Source organism: Paraburkholderia sp. Ac-20340 (genome assembly GCF_017104965.1).
GTDB lineage: Bacteria > Pseudomonadota > Gammaproteobacteria > Burkholderiales > Burkholderiaceae > Paraburkholderia.
Map to the genome: position 1 here is coordinate 73,562 of NZ_JAAGPR010000003.1, position 18,795 is coordinate 92,356.

General features: G+C 58.2%; 21 protein-coding genes and 2 tRNA genes. 8 read left to right on the forward strand and 15 right to left on the reverse strand.

All coding sequences use genetic code 11. The features are described 5' to 3' along the window. Position 1 precedes the first annotated feature (1 nt). The 13 genes from G3N59_RS05535 to G3N59_RS05595 form a co-directional block, all read right to left on the reverse strand. The gene (locus tag G3N59_RS05535) at positions 2 to 1,048 is read right to left on the reverse strand and encodes a class I SAM-dependent methyltransferase (RefSeq protein WP_205981561.1); all 1,047 of its coding nucleotides are present in this window, start codon (positions 1,046 to 1,048) and stop codon (positions 2 to 4) included. 60 nt (positions 1,049 to 1,108) lie between these two features. After that, on the reverse strand, positions 1,109 to 1,414 hold the full coding sequence (locus G3N59_RS37255) for an H-NS histone family protein (RefSeq protein WP_205981562.1): 306 nt from the start codon (positions 1,412 to 1,414) through the stop codon (positions 1,109 to 1,111). A gap of 100 nt (positions 1,415 to 1,514) precedes the next feature. Continuing rightward, positions 1,515 to 1,736 carry a hypothetical protein gene (locus G3N59_RS05545; protein WP_205981563.1) on the reverse strand — a complete coding sequence of 74 codons (222 nt, stop codon included), beginning with the start codon at positions 1,734 to 1,736 and terminating at the stop codon, positions 1,515 to 1,517. A 159-nt stretch (positions 1,737 to 1,895) separates the two neighbouring features. Beyond that, entirely contained in the window at positions 1,896 to 2,825 is a 930-nt protein-coding gene (locus G3N59_RS05550; RefSeq protein WP_205981564.1) for a hypothetical protein, read from the reverse strand. Beyond that, complete coding sequence (locus G3N59_RS05555; RefSeq protein ID WP_205981565.1) at positions 2,822 to 3,208, reverse strand: hypothetical protein; 387 nt, start codon at positions 3,206 to 3,208, stop codon at positions 2,822 to 2,824. Before G3N59_RS05555 ends, G3N59_RS05550 begins: the two co-directional genes overlap by 4 nt. Then, positions 3,205 to 3,510: a hypothetical protein gene (locus tag G3N59_RS05560; RefSeq protein ID WP_205981566.1), complete on the reverse strand. Its 306-nt coding sequence runs from the start codon at positions 3,508 to 3,510 to the stop codon at positions 3,205 to 3,207. Before G3N59_RS05560 ends, G3N59_RS05555 begins: the two co-directional genes overlap by 4 nt. A gap of 88 nt (positions 3,511 to 3,598) precedes the next feature. Then, the gene (locus tag G3N59_RS05565) at positions 3,599 to 3,913 is read right to left on the reverse strand and encodes a hypothetical protein (RefSeq protein WP_205981567.1); all 315 of its coding nucleotides are present in this window, start codon (positions 3,911 to 3,913) and stop codon (positions 3,599 to 3,601) included. A gap of 58 nt (positions 3,914 to 3,971) precedes the next feature. Further along, complete coding sequence (locus G3N59_RS05570) at positions 3,972 to 4,208, reverse strand: superinfection immunity protein (protein ID WP_205981568.1); 237 nt, start codon at positions 4,206 to 4,208, stop codon at positions 3,972 to 3,974. Then, positions 4,195 to 4,575, reverse strand: a complete 381-nt coding sequence (locus G3N59_RS05575) for a hypothetical protein (RefSeq protein ID WP_205981569.1) — start codon at positions 4,573 to 4,575, stop codon at positions 4,195 to 4,197. The genes G3N59_RS05570 and G3N59_RS05575 overlap by 14 nt, the downstream gene beginning before the upstream one ends. Positions 4,576 to 5,049: 474 nt before the next feature. Continuing rightward, positions 5,050 to 5,406: a hypothetical protein gene (locus G3N59_RS05580; protein WP_205981570.1), complete on the reverse strand. Its 357-nt coding sequence runs from the start codon at positions 5,404 to 5,406 to the stop codon at positions 5,050 to 5,052. 358 nt (positions 5,407 to 5,764) lie between these two features. Next, complete coding sequence (locus G3N59_RS05585) at positions 5,765 to 6,070, reverse strand: hypothetical protein (protein WP_205981571.1); 306 nt, start codon at positions 6,068 to 6,070, stop codon at positions 5,765 to 5,767. A gap of 556 nt (positions 6,071 to 6,626) precedes the next feature. Continuing rightward, positions 6,627 to 7,352, reverse strand: coding sequence for a hypothetical protein (locus tag G3N59_RS05590; protein ID WP_205981572.1), 726 nt, complete (start codon positions 7,350 to 7,352; stop codon positions 6,627 to 6,629). Beyond that, the gene (locus G3N59_RS05595) at positions 7,349 to 7,804 is read right to left on the reverse strand and encodes a hypothetical protein (RefSeq protein WP_205981573.1); all 456 of its coding nucleotides are present in this window, start codon (positions 7,802 to 7,804) and stop codon (positions 7,349 to 7,351) included. Before G3N59_RS05595 ends, G3N59_RS05590 begins: the two co-directional genes overlap by 4 nt. A 405-nt stretch (positions 7,805 to 8,209) precedes the next feature. Here G3N59_RS05595 and G3N59_RS05600 point away from each other — a divergent pair, with 405 nt between their 5' ends. Then, positions 8,210 to 8,671: a hypothetical protein gene (locus G3N59_RS05600; RefSeq protein ID WP_205981574.1), complete on the forward strand. Its 462-nt coding sequence runs from the start codon at positions 8,210 to 8,212 to the stop codon at positions 8,669 to 8,671. A 355-nt stretch (positions 8,672 to 9,026) separates the two neighbouring features. Here the strand turns inward: G3N59_RS05600 and G3N59_RS05605 are convergent, their stop codons facing one another. Continuing rightward, the gene (locus G3N59_RS05605; protein WP_205981575.1) at positions 9,027 to 9,473 is read right to left on the reverse strand and encodes a MarR family transcriptional regulator; all 447 of its coding nucleotides are present in this window, start codon (positions 9,471 to 9,473) and stop codon (positions 9,027 to 9,029) included. A 262-nt stretch (positions 9,474 to 9,735) separates the two neighbouring features. Further along, positions 9,736 to 10,893 (reverse strand): glycerate kinase, encoded by a 1,158-nt coding sequence (locus tag G3N59_RS05610; protein WP_205981576.1) that lies wholly within the window; start codon positions 10,891 to 10,893, stop codon positions 9,736 to 9,738. A gap of 617 nt (positions 10,894 to 11,510) precedes the next feature. Here G3N59_RS05610 and tig point away from each other — a divergent pair. The 7 genes from tig to G3N59_RS05645 all read left to right on the forward strand — a co-directional run bounded on the left by tig (position 11,511) and on the right by G3N59_RS05645 (position 18,726). Next, complete coding sequence (gene tig / locus G3N59_RS05615; RefSeq protein WP_205981577.1) at positions 11,511 to 12,857, forward strand: trigger factor; 1,347 nt, start codon at positions 11,511 to 11,513, stop codon at positions 12,855 to 12,857. A 188-nt stretch (positions 12,858 to 13,045) separates the two neighbouring features. Then, a complete protein-coding gene (gene clpP, locus G3N59_RS05620) occupies positions 13,046 to 13,699 on the forward strand; it encodes an ATP-dependent Clp endopeptidase proteolytic subunit ClpP (RefSeq protein ID WP_027814661.1) in 654 nt (217 codons plus the stop codon). Positions 13,700 to 13,930: 231 nt separating this feature from the next. Continuing rightward, positions 13,931 to 15,202, forward strand: a complete 1,272-nt coding sequence (gene clpX, locus G3N59_RS05625; protein WP_205981578.1) for an ATP-dependent Clp protease ATP-binding subunit ClpX — start codon at positions 13,931 to 13,933, stop codon at positions 15,200 to 15,202. Positions 15,203 to 15,393: 191 nt separating this feature from the next. Beyond that, entirely contained in the window at positions 15,394 to 17,820 is a 2,427-nt protein-coding gene (gene lon, locus G3N59_RS05630) for an endopeptidase La (RefSeq protein WP_205981579.1), read from the forward strand. 362 nt (positions 17,821 to 18,182) lie between these two features. Continuing rightward, positions 18,183 to 18,455, forward strand: a complete 273-nt coding sequence (locus G3N59_RS05635) for an HU family DNA-binding protein (protein ID WP_205981891.1) — start codon at positions 18,183 to 18,185, stop codon at positions 18,453 to 18,455. 44 nt (positions 18,456 to 18,499) lie between these two features. Then, a tRNA-Val gene (locus G3N59_RS05640) sits at positions 18,500 to 18,575 on the forward strand. A gap of 74 nt (positions 18,576 to 18,649) precedes the next feature. Further along, positions 18,650 to 18,726, forward strand: a tRNA-Asp gene (locus G3N59_RS05645). Positions 18,727 to 18,795: the final 69 nt, after the last annotated feature.

Genomic DNA, 18,795 nt, shown 5'->3' on the forward strand with positions numbered 1-18,795 from the left:
GTTAGAGCAGGCTGTAAGCCTTAAAGACTTGGCGGGCGAATTGTTGGTGACCGGCCTTCATGCCGTCCAGTGCCGAATCAATGCATTCGATAATCTCTTCGGAACTAAGGGACGGCGTTCGAGGGTTGCCGCTCGCTTCCAGGTATTTCGCGAATGCCGATTGCTCGATCAGCGCAATGCGGTCGTGCATATAGCCTGGTGCCCAGATAAATTGACGCATTGACGCGCGATCATTGTCAGGATCGAAATCGACCACACGGCCAGCGTTCGGGCCATGTGTAACGATACTGCGGACGTTTTCCGCCATGCTCGCGAAGAAGCCAGGGATATCCTGGAAGCGTTCGCGCACTGGCAATTCGTCGGAACTACCAGCGATGAATTCCCCGTCTTCGAATCGCGCGTCTGGGTAATCCTTGTTATTCGACGGTCGCATGAGGATGTATCCATGCCTGGAAGCGCGGTAACGCACCTTGACGGGCTTTCCGTCCGCGTCGGTGCATTCGTCCATCTCGAAATCGGGCAACGGCTTACGCGGCTGTCTGCGCCAGATTTGGAACGTACATTGCAGGGGACAGAATTCTTCCCCGTATCGGTGACCGTCTTTGCGCTCAAAGTGCATGGACGGCATGTCAACGGATGCGACGCGCGTGTATTCGGTGCTCAACTGGCGAAGCGAGGTCAGCCGGGTTCCGAAGCTACGCGGGACCAGAACGCAAATGAATTGCGGTTCGTATTCGGCGGCGCGGTTGAATACCTTGTGCGCAAGCGAAAGCGATTTGCCGAACGGCGGATTGCTCACGATTACGTCAACTATCGTGCATAGCGGATCGGTTTGGGTAAGGAAGTCCATTTGCGCCACGCGGGGATGGTCGGGCGCAATGTCGAATGCTTGCAGGTTCGAATGTGGAAAGGCGCGTCCCAGGTGTGGCAACCACCGGCCATCGCCCGCGCAAGGGTCCAAGAATTTCCATAGGTTATACGGCAGGTGCGCGACCATTCCAGCGACGCACTTTTCAATCATTGCTTGGGGCGTAAAATATTTATCCAATTTGGCGCGCGGTCTTCGATATCTCAAAAACCCGCCTAGGGCGGGTTCGGTGCGATTGATTCAGGCTTCGGCAGGGGCTTCGCAGCGGTGTTTCTCGCGTTCGGCTTCGTCCATGTCCGCGAGCCATTTGGGTTTGCGGCCACTGCCGACCGCTACTACTTCTCCGTTTGCCGGATTCCGGTAATGCAGCTTCTTCGGTGCGCTCGCGTTTGCCTTCACTTCCTTGAAGGTGTCGCCCAGATCATGGGCTTCTATCAGCGCGCGGATTTGCTCGACCGCTTGCATGCGCTTCAGGGTGGCAAGCTGTGCTTCGAGCGCTACTACCTGCTCATGAATCGACTGCGAGGGGACTTCTTGAGTAGACACTATTTCAGACCTTATTAAGCCCCGTCGTGGCGGGTTCGTGTTCAATCGGGAACGCAGCACGGCAGAGGTTGCGCGCCGCGCGCTAGGCGAGTAGTTCCCGTTACTTCGGTGTCGTATCCCATAGTTTCATATCCCACACTTGCTTACCGCTCGCGTCGCGCAGCACGATGTCAATTTCACGGCCAGATATGCGGAAGGTCGATTTCTCGAAGTCGGCTTCTTCGTAGGTCCATTCGGGTTTCACGCAGACGCGTTTCGCTTCTTCGTTGAATTCCTTGTATTGGCGGTTTGCGATTTCGAAAAACGCTTTCGCTTCAGTCATTTCATCTCCTTCATTGTCGATCGTGGTTATCGAGCGCATCGCCCACGATTGCGCCCAAAACTAGGTTAATGCCGAGAATCGCCAGGTACCCTAGAAGCAGGGGATATGTGACTGGCTTCAGCCAGTTAAAGCGCGCACCGCGAGTCCCAAAGGGGGATTTCATCGAAGGCCAGTCATCGTTGCGCTAAATCCTGTTCCCAAGTCATCTTCCGCAGCGATCCATAAGCGGTGGTACACGGTCGGATCGTTGAGAATCGTTCCAGCGGGTAGCGTCTGATAGATCGCGACGCCTGATGCAGTTTCGCCAGGATGGACGCAGGTTTCGCCCGTGTACACCATATGTACGTCAAAGAGGTTCTTTCCGTCCGCGCTGGGCCTGATATAACCGCTTACGCTGCATGGTGTTGCCGTATCAGTACCGCCGTATGTGCCGTCCTTGGGGTTGAATTGCCACGCCTTGCCGGGTTGCGTTCCTGATATCGTGCCGTCCGCTGCGACGGTCAAACTGCTGACGTTCATTTCGCCCGCGTTCCACAATTGCCAGGTTCCCGCAATGTCGGAAGCCTTTGCCGGTGTGTTGTAGTCAAAGTCCGCAGGGTTTGCAGGCGTAACATCGAAGCTGACGGGACCGACCGCCGCGAGGTTCATTGAAACGGTTTTCGTTGCGCTGTCATATTTGCCGGTCACGGCAATGGACGGCATACCTTGATAGATCGGCGGATATTCTTTGTTGTCGTATCCATCAACGCCATAGGCTACAAATTCATTTTCGCCGTATGCGCGAGCGGTGCCTGCAATGACGCCGTCCTTAAGCGTCGGACGAATCGCGAAGCGTTCGGATTCAACGTCTAGGTCTACGCCAATCGCCGTAAGCGCCCACGCGGTGCCATCCGGGCGAACCAGGAGATATGCAGGATCGCCCACAAACTTAGAAGTGACGGCCCCGGTATAGAATCCTTCAGGAATCTGTTTCAGACTCGACACAACCGGCGCGCCCAGATCGGGCGTGGGTTCGTCGCTGTTACCGTTTCCGCCGCATGCTGCGACGGCCAGCGCCAGGGCGGCGCTTCCTACAATCGTTCTTTTCATTCTTTAATCTTTACAGTCAGTTCGAATCCCAGCGCTTGCAGCGATGCCATTACTTCAGAAAAAAGCGGGTTCTCACGAATCGCCACGGCAGCGACCGCGTACACGCACGAATCCCAATCCGGCTTCTCTCCGACTTGATCTACAAGACGTTCGCGCGCGATTACATAAATCGCGTCGGTTACGGCTTCGTCATCGCCAGACGCGAACGCTTCGAGCAAGATCGTTGCTTCGTTAGCACGCCGTGCTCGCATGGCTCCCGAGACAATGGCGGCTTCGCGATCTTCCTGGATTGCTCGCGAGCGCTCTAACAATTCCTTCAGTCCGCCCGGTGTGTTGAGTAGCCGCTTTTCTTCGCGGTTGCCGAACGTCATTTCATCTGTCACGCGGCTTCCTTCTTGTCCATCGCGATACCCAGCAACGCACGAATCAGGATTTGGCGCTTGTCCGGTCCCAAATAGTCGTCTTCCAATACCGCGCGAAAGTCGGACGGTTTGATTCCGATTTCATCGGCGATTTTTTTAGTCCCGAACCCCATAGCGGCGACAGTGAGCGCGGTCACAAAATTACGGGTATCGTCGGACGCGAGTGCCTGGCGAAAATATTCGTCTTGTTGCTCGCGTGTATCCAAAAGGATCGCCATTTCAAGCGGGGAGACTTCCACGGCTGGGAATTGGTCGTTCGTCATGTTTTCAACTTGCAAGTTAGGAGAATCGGCTAAAAATCGACAGCGCGTGGTACAGTCGCGCACCGTTTTTTACCGACACATTTGACAATCACAGGGGCATTCCAGATGCAATGATGGTTCGCAGAATCTTCTTGTATGCGTCGCGTCCATCAAACCGCAATGCGTTGCAGAACTTCTTGCGCTCGTATTCTGCCGATTGCCGTACAAACTTCAGCCCCAGCGTTAGCGCGTAAACGAATACGGCTTCATGCATTTGAAGCAGGTCATTTGACGCGAGCGCGTTTCGCATAACTTCGTCAAGGTTTCCTGCCGTGTCGATATCCAGAATCTTTTCTAGGGAAATATTGCGAAGTTCTCTTAGAACGTCCGGCCTATCGACTAACCCCGCCAGGATTTTGTCCATTGGGATTTCGTTTAGGTCAAGTTGCATTTCCAGTTCTCCAGTGTTTAGGGCGATTCCTTCAGTAGATTTCGGCTAATCCGCACAGTGACCAAAACAGGCATACGATCCAGCCGATCCCTGTCCAGCCGGTAACGACGTTGACGAAACCAATCAATCGAACCCCGTCACGTTTGCGGTACTTGGCGATTGCGGTTGGCGCGAAATATCCGAGCGCGATCACTTGCACGCAGAACAGCACGACAACCACCAGCGACCAGACAGCCGCGCCAACGATTGATTTTTTAGAATGTTCCATTCGCGCCTTCTGGCGTGCGGCACGCAGCCCAGAACCCGTTCCAGAAATTCCACGAATCGCCGTTGGGGCGCTTGTAGATCAATTGCGGAAACTGGACGGGGCGCAAGTCTTCATACTTGCTAATCATCATCGCGAGAATTTCGAGCCTCCCCGCGCGCGGATAATTTCGCAGAAGTTCCATTGCGATCCGCAGAAGCTGGGCGCGCGATCCTTCGGTTTCCGGATTGCGCTGTTCGGTTGCGCATCGTGCGCGGACAACGATATCGAAACCGCGTTGATAGGAATTATCATTGCCCGCTTTGAGGGTTTCGAGCAATTCGCGCTGTGCCTTATGCGATAGCAACAGGTCAACGATTTGAGTTTCCATAGCGGGCAATCCTTTTACAGACCTTGTTAGTGCAATTCGGCTTTACAAACTGCTGCGACGGTTCGCGCAGCGCTGCGGCTGTCGCTCGCTTTCCAGACTAGTTGACCGTCCATTTCCGTACTTCCAATCACAAATGGACCTTGATAGAAAGTCGCGTAGTACGGAGTCATTGCGTGCCATCTGCAACTGACGGAAAGCGCATACTGGATATTCGTGGCGCGTCCGCCTGGTCTCGCAGGGGTGTCTATCAGTGCGTGCCTAGTGCCTTCTTGCGTGGTGCTGACTACGCTACTTAGCTTCAGCCGTACCGCTTCGTTGCCCGATCCATAAATCACCTTCCAGTCGGGATCGAGCGCAATGGGAACGGCTAGAGCATGCGACGCGACCGCGAGGAAGGCCGCGCCGGATAGGATTCGTTTAACCACTTTTTTAGACCTTTGTAGGAACCCGACCAGGTGCTTAGGCGGGTTGCCTTTAGTTCGATTGGCTGTTCGTAATGCAGTTCGTGACCGCGCGTGCTCGAATCTGGTTCGCATTGAGCGATGCGAAATCCATATCCTCGTAAACGGTCGTAACCGCCGTCATAACTGCATCGCTGAATGCCTTCGCGGAATGGTTCTTTGCGGCTGCGTTCTTTACTGATTCGATTTCGTCAGGTTCGGATTTTCCCAAGTCACGATCAATCGCGACCGCATGGAACATATCTCCGATGATTCGGCAGGCTTGCACGGTCTGTTCCTTCGTCATTCCTTCGACCGGGGTCGCGTTCGCGAGCGTTGCGCCGGTTGCGATTGCTGCGACAAACGCAGCGCGTACAAATTTGTTCATCATTTCCGCTTTCCTTAATTACCGACCACCAGGGCGCATATCCGCCGCACGACCACCACAACGCGAACCGTCCGCCGCCGTTTGCCACGAATAGTCGCAAGGGTGGTTGTCGTTACCGCCGCCGCCGCTCTTACCCGCGAGGACGGCCAGACCGACAACCGCAGCCGTCACTAGAACCACGTCTGTGACCGCTACAACCTTCTTGCAACCTTCTTCATGTGCCGACCCTTCGCACCAACTGGCGCAGCCCGTCAGCGATGAAGCGAGCAACAGCGCTATGACTTTCTTCATTAGAGTAATTCGTCTAATTCGTGGAACCGATCCCATTTCTGGGGTTATGTCTGGACGTCTAGACGTGTTCTCAGCTCTTCGCGTTGTAGTCCTGGCACGACTTCAGGGCCGCGCGCTTGACGATATCCGGTGATGCCTTCTTCAATCCTTCGTCTTCGTACACGTCAACGAACAGCGAGCGCAGCGCTGGATAGTTCGCGCCGTGATTCATCGCGTCCGAAGTCCAGGCGGGATTTTTAACGTCCCATTCCGAATAGCCCGCATCGCGAGCGGTTGCCGTTTCAAAACCGACTTTCGCGAAATCGTCGCAGTTAATCGCAGTGTGGGCGTGCGCCGTCCCGGCAAACAACGCCGTAATCAAAATCAGTGACTTCATATGGTCGATATTATTTTTTTGGAAGCGCCCCCGCTGACGGGGGGCTTTCGTTAAAGCGGATTTAACGGCCTTACTGCAACGCGCAAAAAATGTCCAGCGTTTCGTAATAATTTGTAAGTCAGCGCATCATACACAAAGAATTCAATGCCTGCTACATATTCAGAGAAACTTAATTCTTCAATAAAAATACCGCAAAAGTTGGATAAAAACTCTTAAAAACCTGGGCGAAAAGGCGTGCGTTATCAACAGGGTTTATGCCCTGAATAACCACGATTTATCAACCCCACGAATGAAATTGTAAGCGTTCGCTACAGTTATGGCACGTTAGCTTTGCTAATGTGCCTTCAGAGATCGTAACTTTGCTAATGTACGGAAGCCGCCTCAAAGCCACGCCAGGCGGTCGTCCTAGCGAATGAGGCGTTGCGCCCGCACGTCAAAGATTGCAACGCGCTTGCTTTCGTCATCGCGCAGGATGACTAGCAGGACGCCTGGGCAGCGGAAGGCAGAGAGCTTCTTATATGTGCGTCCTACCGCTCACCCAATCGCTGGAGCACGTTCACGCGCCGACAAGGTACGCGAAGATTCGGTCCAGTTCGGGGATGACAACGCCAGCCGTCCCGCCATGCGTTCCCATCGTCATAAACGTTCGCGCTTCGGTCGAATCAGGATCAGCCGCTTTCAGCTTGCGCGCTTCGTCTTTGTAGGCCATGCGGTTTTCGCGCAGTTCTTCGAGCGATCCGCCGAATTCGAAAAGGAATTCGAAAATCTCGCGATGCTTGATAAACATCGCTTCGTTGATTCGCGCTTTCTTTTCGCCTGAAACCTGTTTCAAGAATTCGGCGGACAAATCTTCTTCTACCGATTCTTTAATGTGATTCGGAAGCAAGATAATCTTGTTTCGTTCAACGCCTAGTGCAGAAAGTGCGGTAACCGTTCGCAATGCATCTTTCTGGACTTTCTTATCCGGCGTTACTGGAACGATGTAGCGATGCACATTTTCGAAAATGTCGGGATGGTCGGGCAGCTTTTTAAGAAACGCTTCGACGTTTGAACTGCCGATATCCACGATTGCGTTACCGTCCGCGAATTCGATCGAATCCAGAATCTTGACGATTTGTTCGCCGCGAAATTTCTGGATTTCGTCAGCGCTCAAATCCGAAGCGCTCGAATTGATGGACTCAACCGCGATGAATGCAGCTTGCGGCATGCGCGGACGCAATACGTATTCCGCGATGGTCGATTTACCTACAACGCCAGCAAACTGCAATGTCATGAAGATCATGTCTTTCCTGTTCCGTTCTCAAATTTCCGCCGCGCGACGGCATACGGACTTTCGTTCCGTTGGTCGAATTCGCGCAGCGTTTGGCTTAGTGACTGATTCGCCGGGGGCGCTTCGTCCATTTGCTTAGGTTCCACAACCGGAACCGTCGCGCGGCTGACTAGTCCAGCGTCCGCCGCCTTCGCTTCTGTCTTCTTCTTCGTTCCCTTGCTCTTAGGTCTGTCTTTGCCGTCCCGGTCGTCCCGAGCACGCGACAAAGCAGAACGCAGCGATTCGATCTTCACTTCTTCGCCATTCATCGACTCTTCGAGCGTTTGACGAATCGCTTCTAGTGGCACGCCCCGCGCAATCGTCGCTTCTATGTCCACGAGGTTTTCGCGAACCAACGAAGACAACGACTGTTTAGGTTCCTTCTGCGGGGCCGCAAGGCTGTCTAGTTTCTTCTTCAGAGACATTTCATTTCCCTATGTAGTGGACCGTTGATTCTAGCTGCAACCTACATGCTAGAGAACGCCACTACCCCGCAACCTTCGCACAACCGTTGCAACGTCGCTGCAATGTGAGTCGAATCTTATGTGCAACCCAAATGCAACGTCAAGAGATTTATTTGCAACGTCAATGCAACCTAAATCGGCTGACGGTGTTATTCTCCGCAACCTAGCGCAACGTCAATGCAACGTAAGGCGAACATTCGCAACCTGCATCGAACGTCTGCAACGGAAAATCTGATAGATTGGGCGGGGTAAGGAATGCTGAAGCGAGCAATCGAAGGGCTGCTTTGTGCGGAATGTGTGGGCGGGGTAGTGGTGGGCGCGATCATTGGGGCCGCGCTGTTTTATTCGTTGTGACGAGGTGAGGGAATGCAGGAGAAGAACCAGAACAAGGTCTGGAGCGCGGCACAGTGGCGCGCGTTGGCCGAACGGTCTTACTCGATCAAAGAATGCGACTTGTTCAAGGGTACGCCACTCGAAGCGATCCGCCAGGCGCAGAACGAATTGATCCCGCCAGACATGCGCCGGAAGATTACCGGCATGAATGTGGTGAGCAAGATTCCGCCGCTGTGGGACGAACTAGCGGCACAGGGTTATTCGAAGATCGCAGGGCAGTTTGCGCCTGTAGACGCGTCCGCGCCGCTTGCTTCGGCGCTGGAAGCGTTGAGCACGGCGGACCTGTTGCGCGAGGTTGCGCGCCGCCTGGATAGCGTCGCTGACGAAGACAAGCTTCGCGCGATGATCCGCGCCGAAGTCGATGCGAAGTTCGCGCAGTTCTTCGCGGAAGGGAAGGCCGATCCGGCTGCGCTCGCGAATGCGCGCCTTCAATAAGTCTGAGAAATCGTCGGCAGGGCCGTTTTCCGGCTCGCTGACGGCTTCGCGGTCGATGACGCACGCACGCCTGTGCGTCGCACGCTCGAACCGCTTAGAAGCCCGCTAATCCGTTGCGCTCGCAACGGTTGAGGTCTGGGGAAATTTCCGCCGACCTCTCCCCAAAAATTCCCCATGAATCCCGGAAAGCCCTGTAAATGCTGGGGGTACGGTGCTGGCCTCACGCACCAGGCTAGTAAAGACAAAGGCCACGTACTTGACGGTACGTGGCCTTTTTGTTTTTGCGTCGGCAGCAGACTGCGGGCATCCGGCGCGATGCGTCTGCCCATCAGTTTCAGTTATCGACTGCGCTGCCTCAGAGTTCTTCCTGTGCCGCCGCGATGACCTTTTCCAGTGCACGGTTGAGCAGCTCGCGCTCCTTGTCGTCAAGGATTGCGAACAGATCGACGTTCCACTTGCGTGCGATCGGCATGACCTTGCGGTAGAGGGCGCGTCCGTCGGCCGTCAGCGAGACGAGCACGAGGCGTCCGTCTTCCTCGCTCGCGTTGCGCTGCATGAGTCCACGGCGCATCAGCGCTTCGGCTGCGCGGCTGGCCTGGCTCTTGTCGAGATTCGCGTGACGCGCAAGCTCCATCACCGAAAACGGGCCGAATGCGCCGACAGCAGCGATCAGGCGAGCTTCCGGCAGCGTGATGCCGAGCTTGTCCTGATAGCGCTCGCTGGCACCGCGTTCGGAGAGCTTGTTCAGGACATGGAGCCGATAGGTCAGAAATTGTTCGAGTCCGGCTTTGCTTTCCTTCATGGTCGTCCTGGTCTGGTCGCGTGAGGTATGCGCGATCGTGTCGCGCTCACCGTGATTGTTGCCGCAACCAGCGCGCGGGTCAACGCGCATGAACCCTCAACGTGCGTGCTGGCGCGCGCAAGCCGGAGCATGCGAATCTATTAATCGCTTACTGCAAAACTGGTTGCGCGCGCACACGAAAAAGTCTGACGATTCGAGCGGATTCGTGTGCGGCGCGAAGGTGGCGCAGGTGTGGCGCGAAGGTGGCGGCCTTGCGATGAACTTACGCTGCGCGCGAGCCGTATCGCAGGCGCGTGAGCTGTTCGGCCTCGTTCGCGAGCAGCACGGCGGCGTCGCGGATCGCGGTTTCGAGCGTGATCGGGCCCGGCGCGGGCGAGAAGCAACCGCTGAAGTGCTCGCCAAGACGCGGCAGCGCGCTGGAATCGACTGCGCCCGAAAGCAGCGTAGCCGGCACACCCGCGGCCTGCGCGTGGCGGCAGGCGATAAAGGGCGCCTTGCCGTGCAGCGTCTGCACGTCCGAACGGCCTTCGCCGGTGATGAGCCAGTGCGCGCCCGCGAGTGCAGTGTCGAGACCGATGGTGCGCGCAACGACTTCGGCGCCCGGTTCGAAGCTCGCGCCCAGCATGCGCAGCGCAAAGCCCAACCCGCCCGCCGCGCCCGCGCCTGCTTCATGGCGCGCCTGGCGATTCAGCGCGGCTTCGAGCAGATCGGCGAAATGGCCGAGCGCTGCGTCAATCGTCGCGACTTCCTCGGCTTTCACGCCTTTTTGCGGACCGAACACGGCGGTGGCGCCATGATCGCCCGTGAGCGGATTGTCCACATCCGACATGGCGATGAAGGTGGCTTCGGCCAGCCGCGGGTCGAGGCCGGAGACATCCACGCGCGCTACGCGAGCCAGCGCTTGCGGCGTGGGTTCGAGCGCGCTTCCCGTCGCATCGAACAGTTGCAGGCCGAGGCCGACCAGCAGTCCGGCGCCGCCATCGTTGGTGCTGCTGCCGCCGAGCGCGACAAAAAAACGGCGCACGCCTTCGTCCAGCAGCGCGCGCACGGCCGCGCCCATGCCGCGCGTGCTGCGCGCAGCGACCGGCACGCCCATGCCGACCGTATCGGTAATGCCGACGATCTCGGCGGTTTCGACGATCGCGCTGCCGTCGTGCAGCAGGCCGACGAGCGCATCGCGGTGCGCGCCGGCGGCGCCTTCGACATTGAGCGTGCGGCGCTCGCCGCCGACGCTCAGCATGGCGTCGAGCGTGCCTTCGCCGCCATCGGCCATCGGGCAGATGCGGATTTCGGCATCGGGACGGGCGCGGCGGATGCCATCGGCGATCGCGGCGGCGACCCCATCCGCGCTGAGCGAGCCTTTGAATGAATCGGGAGCGATGACGACGACGGGTGCGTCAGCAAACGTCTGGTTAGGCATGGTGTCTCGACTGGAAGAGTAGTGATGGCGGCTGCGGCCGGCGGGGCGTCCGGCGCGAGCGTTAGCTTACCAGCCGCGAGGGGCGCGCTGGATACCCGAAGCGCGATAGCGCGCATCGCGAACAGCCGGGTTATGGCGTTCCGCTAGAGGCGCGGCACGGTACAAACGCAGGCCAAACCGGCCCGTTTTAGACCGAAAACGGGCCGGTTCATAGGCCTTTTCCGCGTCCGAACGGCAATTCCATTTGGGTCGGGCAATAGTTTGCTAAAATACTCGGCTCTTTTGACGGAACCGCACCGCAAACCGTCCTTTTTGGCCTGTCGGGCCGATTCGGAACGGGCCGGGTCTCGCGGCTCCCGGAAAAGGGCGCCGCCCAGCGGGCAGCGTCCGCGAAAGCCCGCTTCAACGCCTCGGCGTGCCGCGCGGGCAGGGCGGACGATTGCCGCCGAATGCTGCGAAAAGCGCTTTATCCGGTTAGAGAGCGCTTGTTGGTCAGGATCGACCGGCAAGCGACGCCGACGAGGCACAAGCGAGACGCAAGCGATGCGGATTTTCCCATCGGACTGCGGCAGCAAAGATTACTGATACGCTCGAACAATTTTAGGACGATTGAAGCCATGGCTAACGTTGTTGAAAACCTCGGCAAGCTCGAACGCCGCGTGACGATTTCCCTGCCGAAGGACGCCGTGCAGAAAGAAGTCGATTCGCGCATCCGCCAACTCGCGAAGAACGTGCGCATGCCGGGTTTCCGCCCGGGCAAGGTGCCGCTCAAGATGGTCACGCAACAGTACTCGGGCCAGGTGGAAGCCGAAGTCCTGAGCGACAAGGTTGGCAAGGAATTCTTCGATATCAGCCGCACGGAAAACCTGCGCGTTGCAGGCCAGCCGAGCTTCGCGCCGAAGGCCGAAGCTGCTGAAGGCGATTACGCTTTCGACGCGACCTTCGAGGTCTACCCGGAAGTGAAGCTGGGCGACGTCGCCAGCGCCGAAATCGAGCGCACGACCACGACCATCAGCGAAGCGGAAATCGACCGCACGCTGGACATCCTGCGCAAGCAGCGCGTCCACTACCATGCACGCGGCGAAGCCGGCGAGCACGGTGACGGCGGCGCAGACACGGCAGCCAAGGAAGGCGACCGCGTGACGGTCGACTTCGTCGGCAAGATCGACGACGTCGCATTCCCGGGCGGCACGGCTGAAGGCTTCGCATTCGTGCTGGGCGAAGGCCGCATGCTGCCGGAATTCGAAAAGGCAGCGCTTGGCCTGAAGCAGGGCGAGTCGCGCGAATTCGACCTGGCATTCCCCGAGGACTACCACGGCAAGGACGTCGCAGGTAAGACCGCGAAGTTCACGATCACGATGCAACTGATCGAATGGGCGCACCTGCCGGAAATCGACGGTGAATTCGCCAAGTCGCTCGGCATCGCCGACGGCGACCTCGTGAAAATGCGCGCCGAAATCAAGGACAACCTCGAGCGCGAAGCCAAGCGTCGCACCCAGGCTATCGTCAAGAACCAGGTGATGGACGCCCTGCTGAAGATCGCCGAACTCGACGTGCCGAACGCACTGATCGAACAGGACCAGCAGCGCCTCGTCGAAATGGCGCGTGCCGATCTGGAACAGCGCGGCGTGCCCAACGCCAAGGACGCACCGATCCCGGCCGAAATGTTCAAGGAACAAGCCGAGCGCCGCGTCAAGCTGGGCCTCGTGCTGGCCGAGCTGGTGAAGGCGAACAACCTCGAAGCGAAGCCGGAACAGATCCGCGCTGAAGTCGACGAATTCGCGAAAAGCTACGAAGACCCGAAGGAAGTCGTGCGCTGGTATTATTCGAACCAGCAGCGTCTGGCCGAAATGGAAGCGTACGTCGTCGAATCGAACGTCGTTGACTTCGTGATCGGCAAGGCCAAGGTGACGGACAAGCAAGTGAGCTTCGAAGAACTGGCAAGCGCAACGGCGCAGGCTTAAATCTGCCCGCTACGGCGTGCCGGCTGTCGGAGCGACCGACGGCCAGCACGCCGTTTTTGTATCCGCAGAATTTGGCCACACACGCGTTAGGGTTGATTTCTGCAGGGTCCGTCGCCATTCCGGTATTTCAGGCTTACTTTGTTTGACCTGCGTAACCAGAACAACTCTTCCAGACAAGGATGCACCGCATGACCATTCGCGCTCAATCGCTGGACACGTTGACCTCCCACGCCTCGCGCGACCTCGAACCGCAGGCGCTCGGCCTCGTGCCGATCGTCGTCGAGACGAGCGGCCGCGGCGAGCGTTCGTATGACATCTATTCGCGCCTGCTGAAAGAGCGCGTGGTGTTCCTGGTCGGCGAAGTGAACGACCAGACCGCGAACCTCGTTGTCGCCCAGCTCCTGTTCCTCGAAAGCGAGAACCCGGACAAGGACATCAGCCTGTACATCAACAGCCCGGGCGGCTCGGTCTCGGCCGGTATGGCGATTTACGACACGATGCAGTTCATCAAGCCGAACGTTTCGACCCTTTGCATGGGCCTCGCGGCCTCGATGGGCGCGTTCCTGCTGGCAGCGGGCGAGAAGGGCAAGCGTTTCGCGCTGCCGAACTCGCGCGTGATGATTCACCAGCCGCTGGGCGGCGCGCGTGGCCAGGCGTCGGATATCGAAATCCAGGCGCGTGAAATTCTGTACCTGAAGGAACGTCTGAACCAGTTGCTCTCGCACCATACCGGTCAGCCGGTCGAGCGCATTGCGCGCGACACCGACCGCGACAACTTCATGTCCGGCGACGACGCGCAGGCGTACGGCCTCGTCGATCAGGTGCTCCACAAGCGTCCCTGATCCGGCACGCGTTTCCGGCGTCAAAAAAGCGCCGGAAACGCGTATGCAGCGTGACTTAACCCCGTGAAAAAAGGGATAGGCACGCGCGTGCGGACCATGTGAAATAATCAGCAAACGCGCTTCGCGGCCTGCGGCCCCAACGCCGTCACAGCAAGCGGTTAACGCACCCCCGGCCGGGCCAGGGGAAACGGCGTATTATCTGTAACAGAGTGTCCGGAGGCTCATCTATCCATGGCGGACAAAAAAGGTTCTAACAGCGAGAAGCTGTTGTATTGCTCGTTTTGCGGCAAAAGCCAGCATGAGGTCAAGAAATTGATCGCTGGCCCGTCGGTGTTCATCTGCGATGAATGTATCGACCTGTGCAACGAGATCATTCGCGACGAAGCCGCCGGTGCGGGTATCGACGCGGCGCTGTCGCGCTCGGACCTGCCGAGCCCGCAGGAGATCCGCGACATCCTCGACCAGTACGTGATCGGCCAGGAACGCGCGAAGAAGATTCTCGCAGTGGCGGTGTACAACCACTACAAGCGTCTGAAGCATCTCGACAAGAAAGACGAAGTCGAACTCTCGAAGAGCAACATCCTGCTGATCGGGCCTACGGGTTCGGGCAAGACGCTGCTCGCGCAGACGCTCGCGCGCCTTCTGAACGTGCCGTTCGTGATCGCGGACGCCACCACGCTGACCGAAGCCGGTTATGTGGGTGAGGATGTCGAGAACATCATCCAGAAGCTGCTGCAGAACTGCAATTACGAAGTCGACAAGGCCCAGCGCGGCATCGTCTACATCGACGAAATCGACAAGATCAGCCGCAAGTCGGACAACCCGTCGATTACGCGCGACGTGTCGGGCGAAGGCGTGCAGCAGGCGCTGCTCAAGCTCGTCGAAGGCACGATGGCGTCGGTGCCTCCGCAGGGCGGCCGCAAGCATCCGAACCAGGATTTCATTCAGGTCGATACGACCAACATCCTGTTCATCTGCGGCGGCGCGTTCGACGGTCTGGAAAAGGTCATCACGGATCGCACGGAAAAAACCGGTATCGGTTTTGGCGCGAGTGTGAAGAGCAAGCAGGAACGCGACACGGGCGAAGTGCTGCGCGAGACGGAACCGGAAGATCTGATCAAGTTCGGTCTGATTCCCGAACTGATCGGCCGTCTGCCGGTGGTCGCCACGCTCGGCAAGCTCGACGAAGCCGCGCTCATGAAGATTCTGGTCGAGCCGAAGAATGCGCTCGTCAAGCAGTATCACAAGCTCTTCAACATGGAGCGCGTGGAACTGGAAATCCGCCCGGCCGCGCTGCAGGCTGTCGCCCGCAAGGCGATCCGCCGCAAGACCGGGGCCCGTGGCCTGCGTTCGATCCTGGAACAGGCATTGCTCGACGTCATGTACGAGCTGCCGACCATGAAGGGCGTGAGCAAGGTCATCATCGACGACAACGTGATTGATGGCGACGGCAAGCCGCTTCTGATTTACGAAGACGCGCCTAAAGTCGCTGGGTCGAACTGATGCGGGTGATCGGCTAAAGAGTTCCGGGAAAAAGCCGTTCATACACTGAGATGAACGGCTTTTTCGTTTATCTTGTGGTCGATGGCGCACCTTTTTTGGAGTCACTGAACTTTTCCCACACGCGCGAGGCTTGTAATCGGTTTTTCAGGCCTCACTTACCGAACAATTGATTCCACTCATGGGGAAATGAAATGTCAGGAACCCAACTCCTCCCGCCGGAACGCACCACGCTCCCGCTGCTGCCGCTGCGCGATGTCGTAGTCTTCCCGCATATGGTGATTCCCCTTTTCGTGGGCCGGCCGAAATCGATCAAGGCCCTCGAAGCGGCAATGGAAGGCGGCAAGCACATCATGCTCGTCGCGCAGAAGACTGCCGCAAAGGATGAGCCGACCGAAAAAGACATGTACGAAGTGGGATGTATCGCCAACATCCTGCAAATGCTCAAGCTGCCCGACGGCACCGTGAAGGTGCTCGTGGAAGGTTTGCAGCGTGCGAAGACGCTCTCGATCGAAGAGCAGGAAACGCAGTTCTCGTGCGAAGTCATGCCGCTCGAGCCGGACCACGCCGATAGCGCTGAAACCGAAGCGCTGCGCCGTGCGATCGTCTCGCAGTTCGACCAGTACGTGAAGCTCAACAAGAAGATCCCGCCGGAGATCCTGACCTCGCTGTCGGGTATCGACGAAGCCGGTCGTCTTGCTGACACCATCGCCGCACACCTGCCGCTCAAGCTCGACCAGAAGCAGCATATCCTCGAGATGTTCCCGGTCGTGGAGCGTCTGGAGCATCTGCTCGCCCAGCTCGAAGCCGAAATCGACATCCTGCAGGTCGAAAAGCGCATCCGTGGCCGCGTCAAGCGCCAGATGGAGAAGAGCCAGCGCGAGTACTACCTGAACGAACAGGTCAAGGCGATCCAGAAGGAACTGGGCGAAGGCGAAGAGGGTGCCGATCTCGAAGAACTCGAGAAGCGCATCACTGCCGCGCGCATGCCGAAGGAAGCCAAGAAGAAGGCTGACGCCGAGCTCAAGAAGCTCAAGCTGATGTCGCCGATGTCGGCTGAAGCCACCGTCGTGCGCAACTACATCGACACGCTGATCGGCCTGCCGTGGCGCAAGAAGAGCAAGGTCAACAACGACCTCTCGAATGCCGAATCCGTGCTCGACGAAGACCACTACGGTCTCGAGAAAGTGAAGGAACGCATTCTCGAGTATCTCGCGGTCCAGCAACGCGTGGACAAGGTCAAGGCGCCTATCCTGTGCCTCGTTGGGCCTCCGGGCGTCGGCAAGACCTCGCTTGGGCAGTCGATTGCGCGCGCAACGAACCGCAAGTTCGTGCGTATGGCGCTGGGTGGTGTGCGTGACGAAGCCGAAATTCGCGGCCATCGTCGTACGTACATCGGTTCGATGCCGGGGAAGATCCTGCAGAGCCTGACCAAGGTCGGCGTGCGCAATCCGCTCTTCCTGCTCGACGAAGTCGACAAGATGGGTATGGATTTCCGCGGCGATCCGTCGTCGGCGCTGCTCGAAGTGCTCGACCCGGAACAGAACCACACGTTCGCCGACCACTACATCGAAGTCGATTTCGACCTCTCCGATGTGATGTTCGTCGCCACGTCGAACTCGCTGAACATTCCGCCGCCGCTGCTCGACCGGATGGAAGTCATCCGTCTCTCGGGTTACACGGAAGACGAGAAGGTCAGCATCGCCCAGCGTTATCTCCTGCCGAAGCAGAAGAAGAACAACGGGCTGAAGCCGACCGAGATCGAAGTGGCCGAAGGCGCGATCCGCGACATCATTCGCTACTACACGCGTGAAGCGGGCGTGCGTTCGCTCGAGCGCGAAGTGTCGAAGATCTGCCGCAAGGTCGTGAAGATGCTGCTGCTGAAGAAGGCCGACAAGGCAGTCACGGTGGACAGCGCCAACCTCGACACGTTCCTTGGCGTGCGCAAGTACGACTTCGGTCTGGCTGCGAAGGAAAACCAGGTTGGTCAGGTCACGGGCCTTGCGTGGACGGAAGTCGGCGGCGATCTGCTGACGATCGAAGCGGCGGTCATGCCTGGCAAGGGCAATGTGATCCGCACGGGTTCGCTCGGCGACGTCATGAAGGAATCGGTCGAAGCGGCTCGCTCGGTGGTGCGTTCGCGTTCGCGTCGCCTTGGTATCAAGGACGAAGCGTTCGAGAAGCAGGACATCCATATTCACGTGCCGGAAGGCGCGACGCCGAAGGACGGTCCGTCCGCAGGCGGTGCGATGACCACGGCGCTGGTGTCCGTGCTCACGGGTATTCCGGTGCGCGCCGACGTCGCGATGACGGGTGAAATCACGCTGCGCGGCGAAGTGCTGCCGATCGGCGGGCTGAAGGAAAAGCTGCTTGCAGCGCATCGCGGCGGCATCAAGCTCGTGCTGATTCCTGAAGAGAATGTCAAGGATCTGACCGAGATTCCGGACAACGTGAAGAACGCCATCGAAATCGTGCCGGTCCGCTGGATCGACAAGGTGCTCGAACTGGCGCTCGAACGTGCACCGCAGCCGCTGCCGGAAGAAGAGGTGAAGGCCGAGGACGCGAAGGCGCCCGTGGTCGAATCGAAAGAACCCGGCACGCCGGAAGTCGTGAAACACTAAGTCGATGACGGGCCGCGCCTCGCGCGGTTCGTGCCGGCTTGCAGTACCCCAAAGCCCGCGGCATGTCCGCGGGCTTTTTGTTTTTCAGCGGGTTTCCAGACCTGCGTGTGAGATTCGTTGACGTTGCGGCCTTATGGCTGCCAAGGCTGCAAACGTGTCGTATCGATTCGAAGACTTCTTCCAAAGCCCCGTCGCATCAGGCTGAACCCGGCTTGACACGTATTAATCGGCTTCGTTAAATGAGCGGGCTTCGGCTTCAGGCCGTGGCCGCAGGACCGGCAAGATCAATAAACGATGTTCCTTAAGGCGCGCGGCTACGCAGTGCGCTGCCACGAATGACCACACCATCCTCGGGGACCGGAATGAATAAAACGGATTTGATCGATCACATTGCACAGCAGGCCGATATTTCGAAAGCGGCGGCGGGCCGCGCGCTCGACGCCGTGATCAACGGCGTCAAAGTCACGCTGAAGAAGGGTGGCTCGGTCACGCTGGTGGGTTTCGGCACCTTTGCGGTCGGCAAGCGCGCGGCGCGCACGGGACGCAATCCGCGCACCGGCGACGCCATCAAAATCAAGGCTGCAAAAATTCCTAAATTCAGGCCTGGCAAAGCGCTGAAAGATGCGCTAAACTAGCGGGCTCGCTGCTTGAGAAACACGGCAGCGAAAAATCTGAAGCTGGGTGCTTAGCTCAGTTGGTAGAGCGGCGCCCTTACAAGGCGTAGGTCGGGAGTTCGAGCCTCTCAGCACCCACCACAGTTTCAGATTGCCAGCCGCGCGATGCACACGGTGCACTACGCAGCGGTGGCAGATGGCGCAACAAACCGCACGGAGCGGTAGTTCAGTTGGTTAGAATACCGGCCTGTCACGCCGGGGGTCGCGGGTTCGAGTCCCGTCCGCTCCGCCAGGAATACTCCAGCAGTACAGCAAGAAGGCGAACTCCGGTTCGCCTTTTTTGTTGTCTGCTGATGTAAGA

Coding starts and splice junctions, on each gene's coding strand:
- G3N59_RS05545 (WP_205981563.1), bottom strand. CDS start 1,736: ATGACTGAAGCGAAAGCGTTTTTCGAAATCGCAAACCGCCAATACAAG.
- G3N59_RS05550 (WP_205981564.1), bottom strand. CDS start 2,825: ATGAAAAGAACGATTGTAGGAAGCGCCGCCCTGGCGCTGGCCGTCGCA.
- G3N59_RS05560 (WP_205981566.1), bottom strand. CDS start 3,510: ATGACGAACGACCAATTCCCAGCCGTGGAAGTCTCCCCGCTTGAAATG.
- G3N59_RS05565 (WP_205981567.1), bottom strand. CDS start 3,913: ATGGACAAAATCCTGGCGGGGTTAGTCGATAGGCCGGACGTTCTAAGA.
- G3N59_RS05570 (WP_205981568.1), bottom strand. CDS start 4,208: ATGGAACATTCTAAAAAATCAATCGTTGGCGCGGCTGTCTGGTCGCTG.
- G3N59_RS05575 (WP_205981569.1), bottom strand. CDS start 4,575: ATGGAAACTCAAATCGTTGACCTGTTGCTATCGCATAAGGCACAGCGC.
- G3N59_RS05580 (WP_205981570.1), bottom strand. CDS start 5,406: ATGATGAACAAATTTGTACGCGCTGCGTTTGTCGCAGCAATCGCAACC.
- G3N59_RS05585 (WP_205981571.1), bottom strand. CDS start 6,070: ATGAAGTCACTGATTTTGATTACGGCGTTGTTTGCCGGGACGGCGCAC.
- G3N59_RS05590 (WP_205981572.1), bottom strand. CDS start 7,352: ATGATCTTCATGACATTGCAGTTTGCTGGCGTTGTAGGTAAATCGACC.
- G3N59_RS05595 (WP_205981573.1), bottom strand. CDS start 7,804: ATGTCTCTGAAGAAGAAACTAGACAGCCTTGCGGCCCCGCAGAAGGAA.
- G3N59_RS05600 (WP_205981574.1), top strand. CDS start 8,210: ATGCAGGAGAAGAACCAGAACAAGGTCTGGAGCGCGGCACAGTGGCGC.
- G3N59_RS05605 (WP_205981575.1), bottom strand. CDS start 9,473: ATGAAGGAAAGCAAAGCCGGACTCGAACAATTTCTGACCTATCGGCTC.
- G3N59_RS05610 (WP_205981576.1), bottom strand. CDS start 10,893: ATGCCTAACCAGACGTTTGCTGACGCACCCGTCGTCGTCATCGCTCCC.
- tig (WP_205981577.1), top strand. CDS start 11,511: ATGGCTAACGTTGTTGAAAACCTCGGCAAGCTCGAACGCCGCGTGACG.
- clpP (WP_027814661.1), top strand. CDS start 13,046: ATGACCATTCGCGCTCAATCGCTGGACACGTTGACCTCCCACGCCTCG.
- clpX (WP_205981578.1), top strand. CDS start 13,931: ATGGCGGACAAAAAAGGTTCTAACAGCGAGAAGCTGTTGTATTGCTCG.
- lon (WP_205981579.1), top strand. CDS start 15,394: ATGTCAGGAACCCAACTCCTCCCGCCGGAACGCACCACGCTCCCGCTG.
- G3N59_RS05635 (WP_205981891.1), top strand. CDS start 18,183: ATGAATAAAACGGATTTGATCGATCACATTGCACAGCAGGCCGATATT.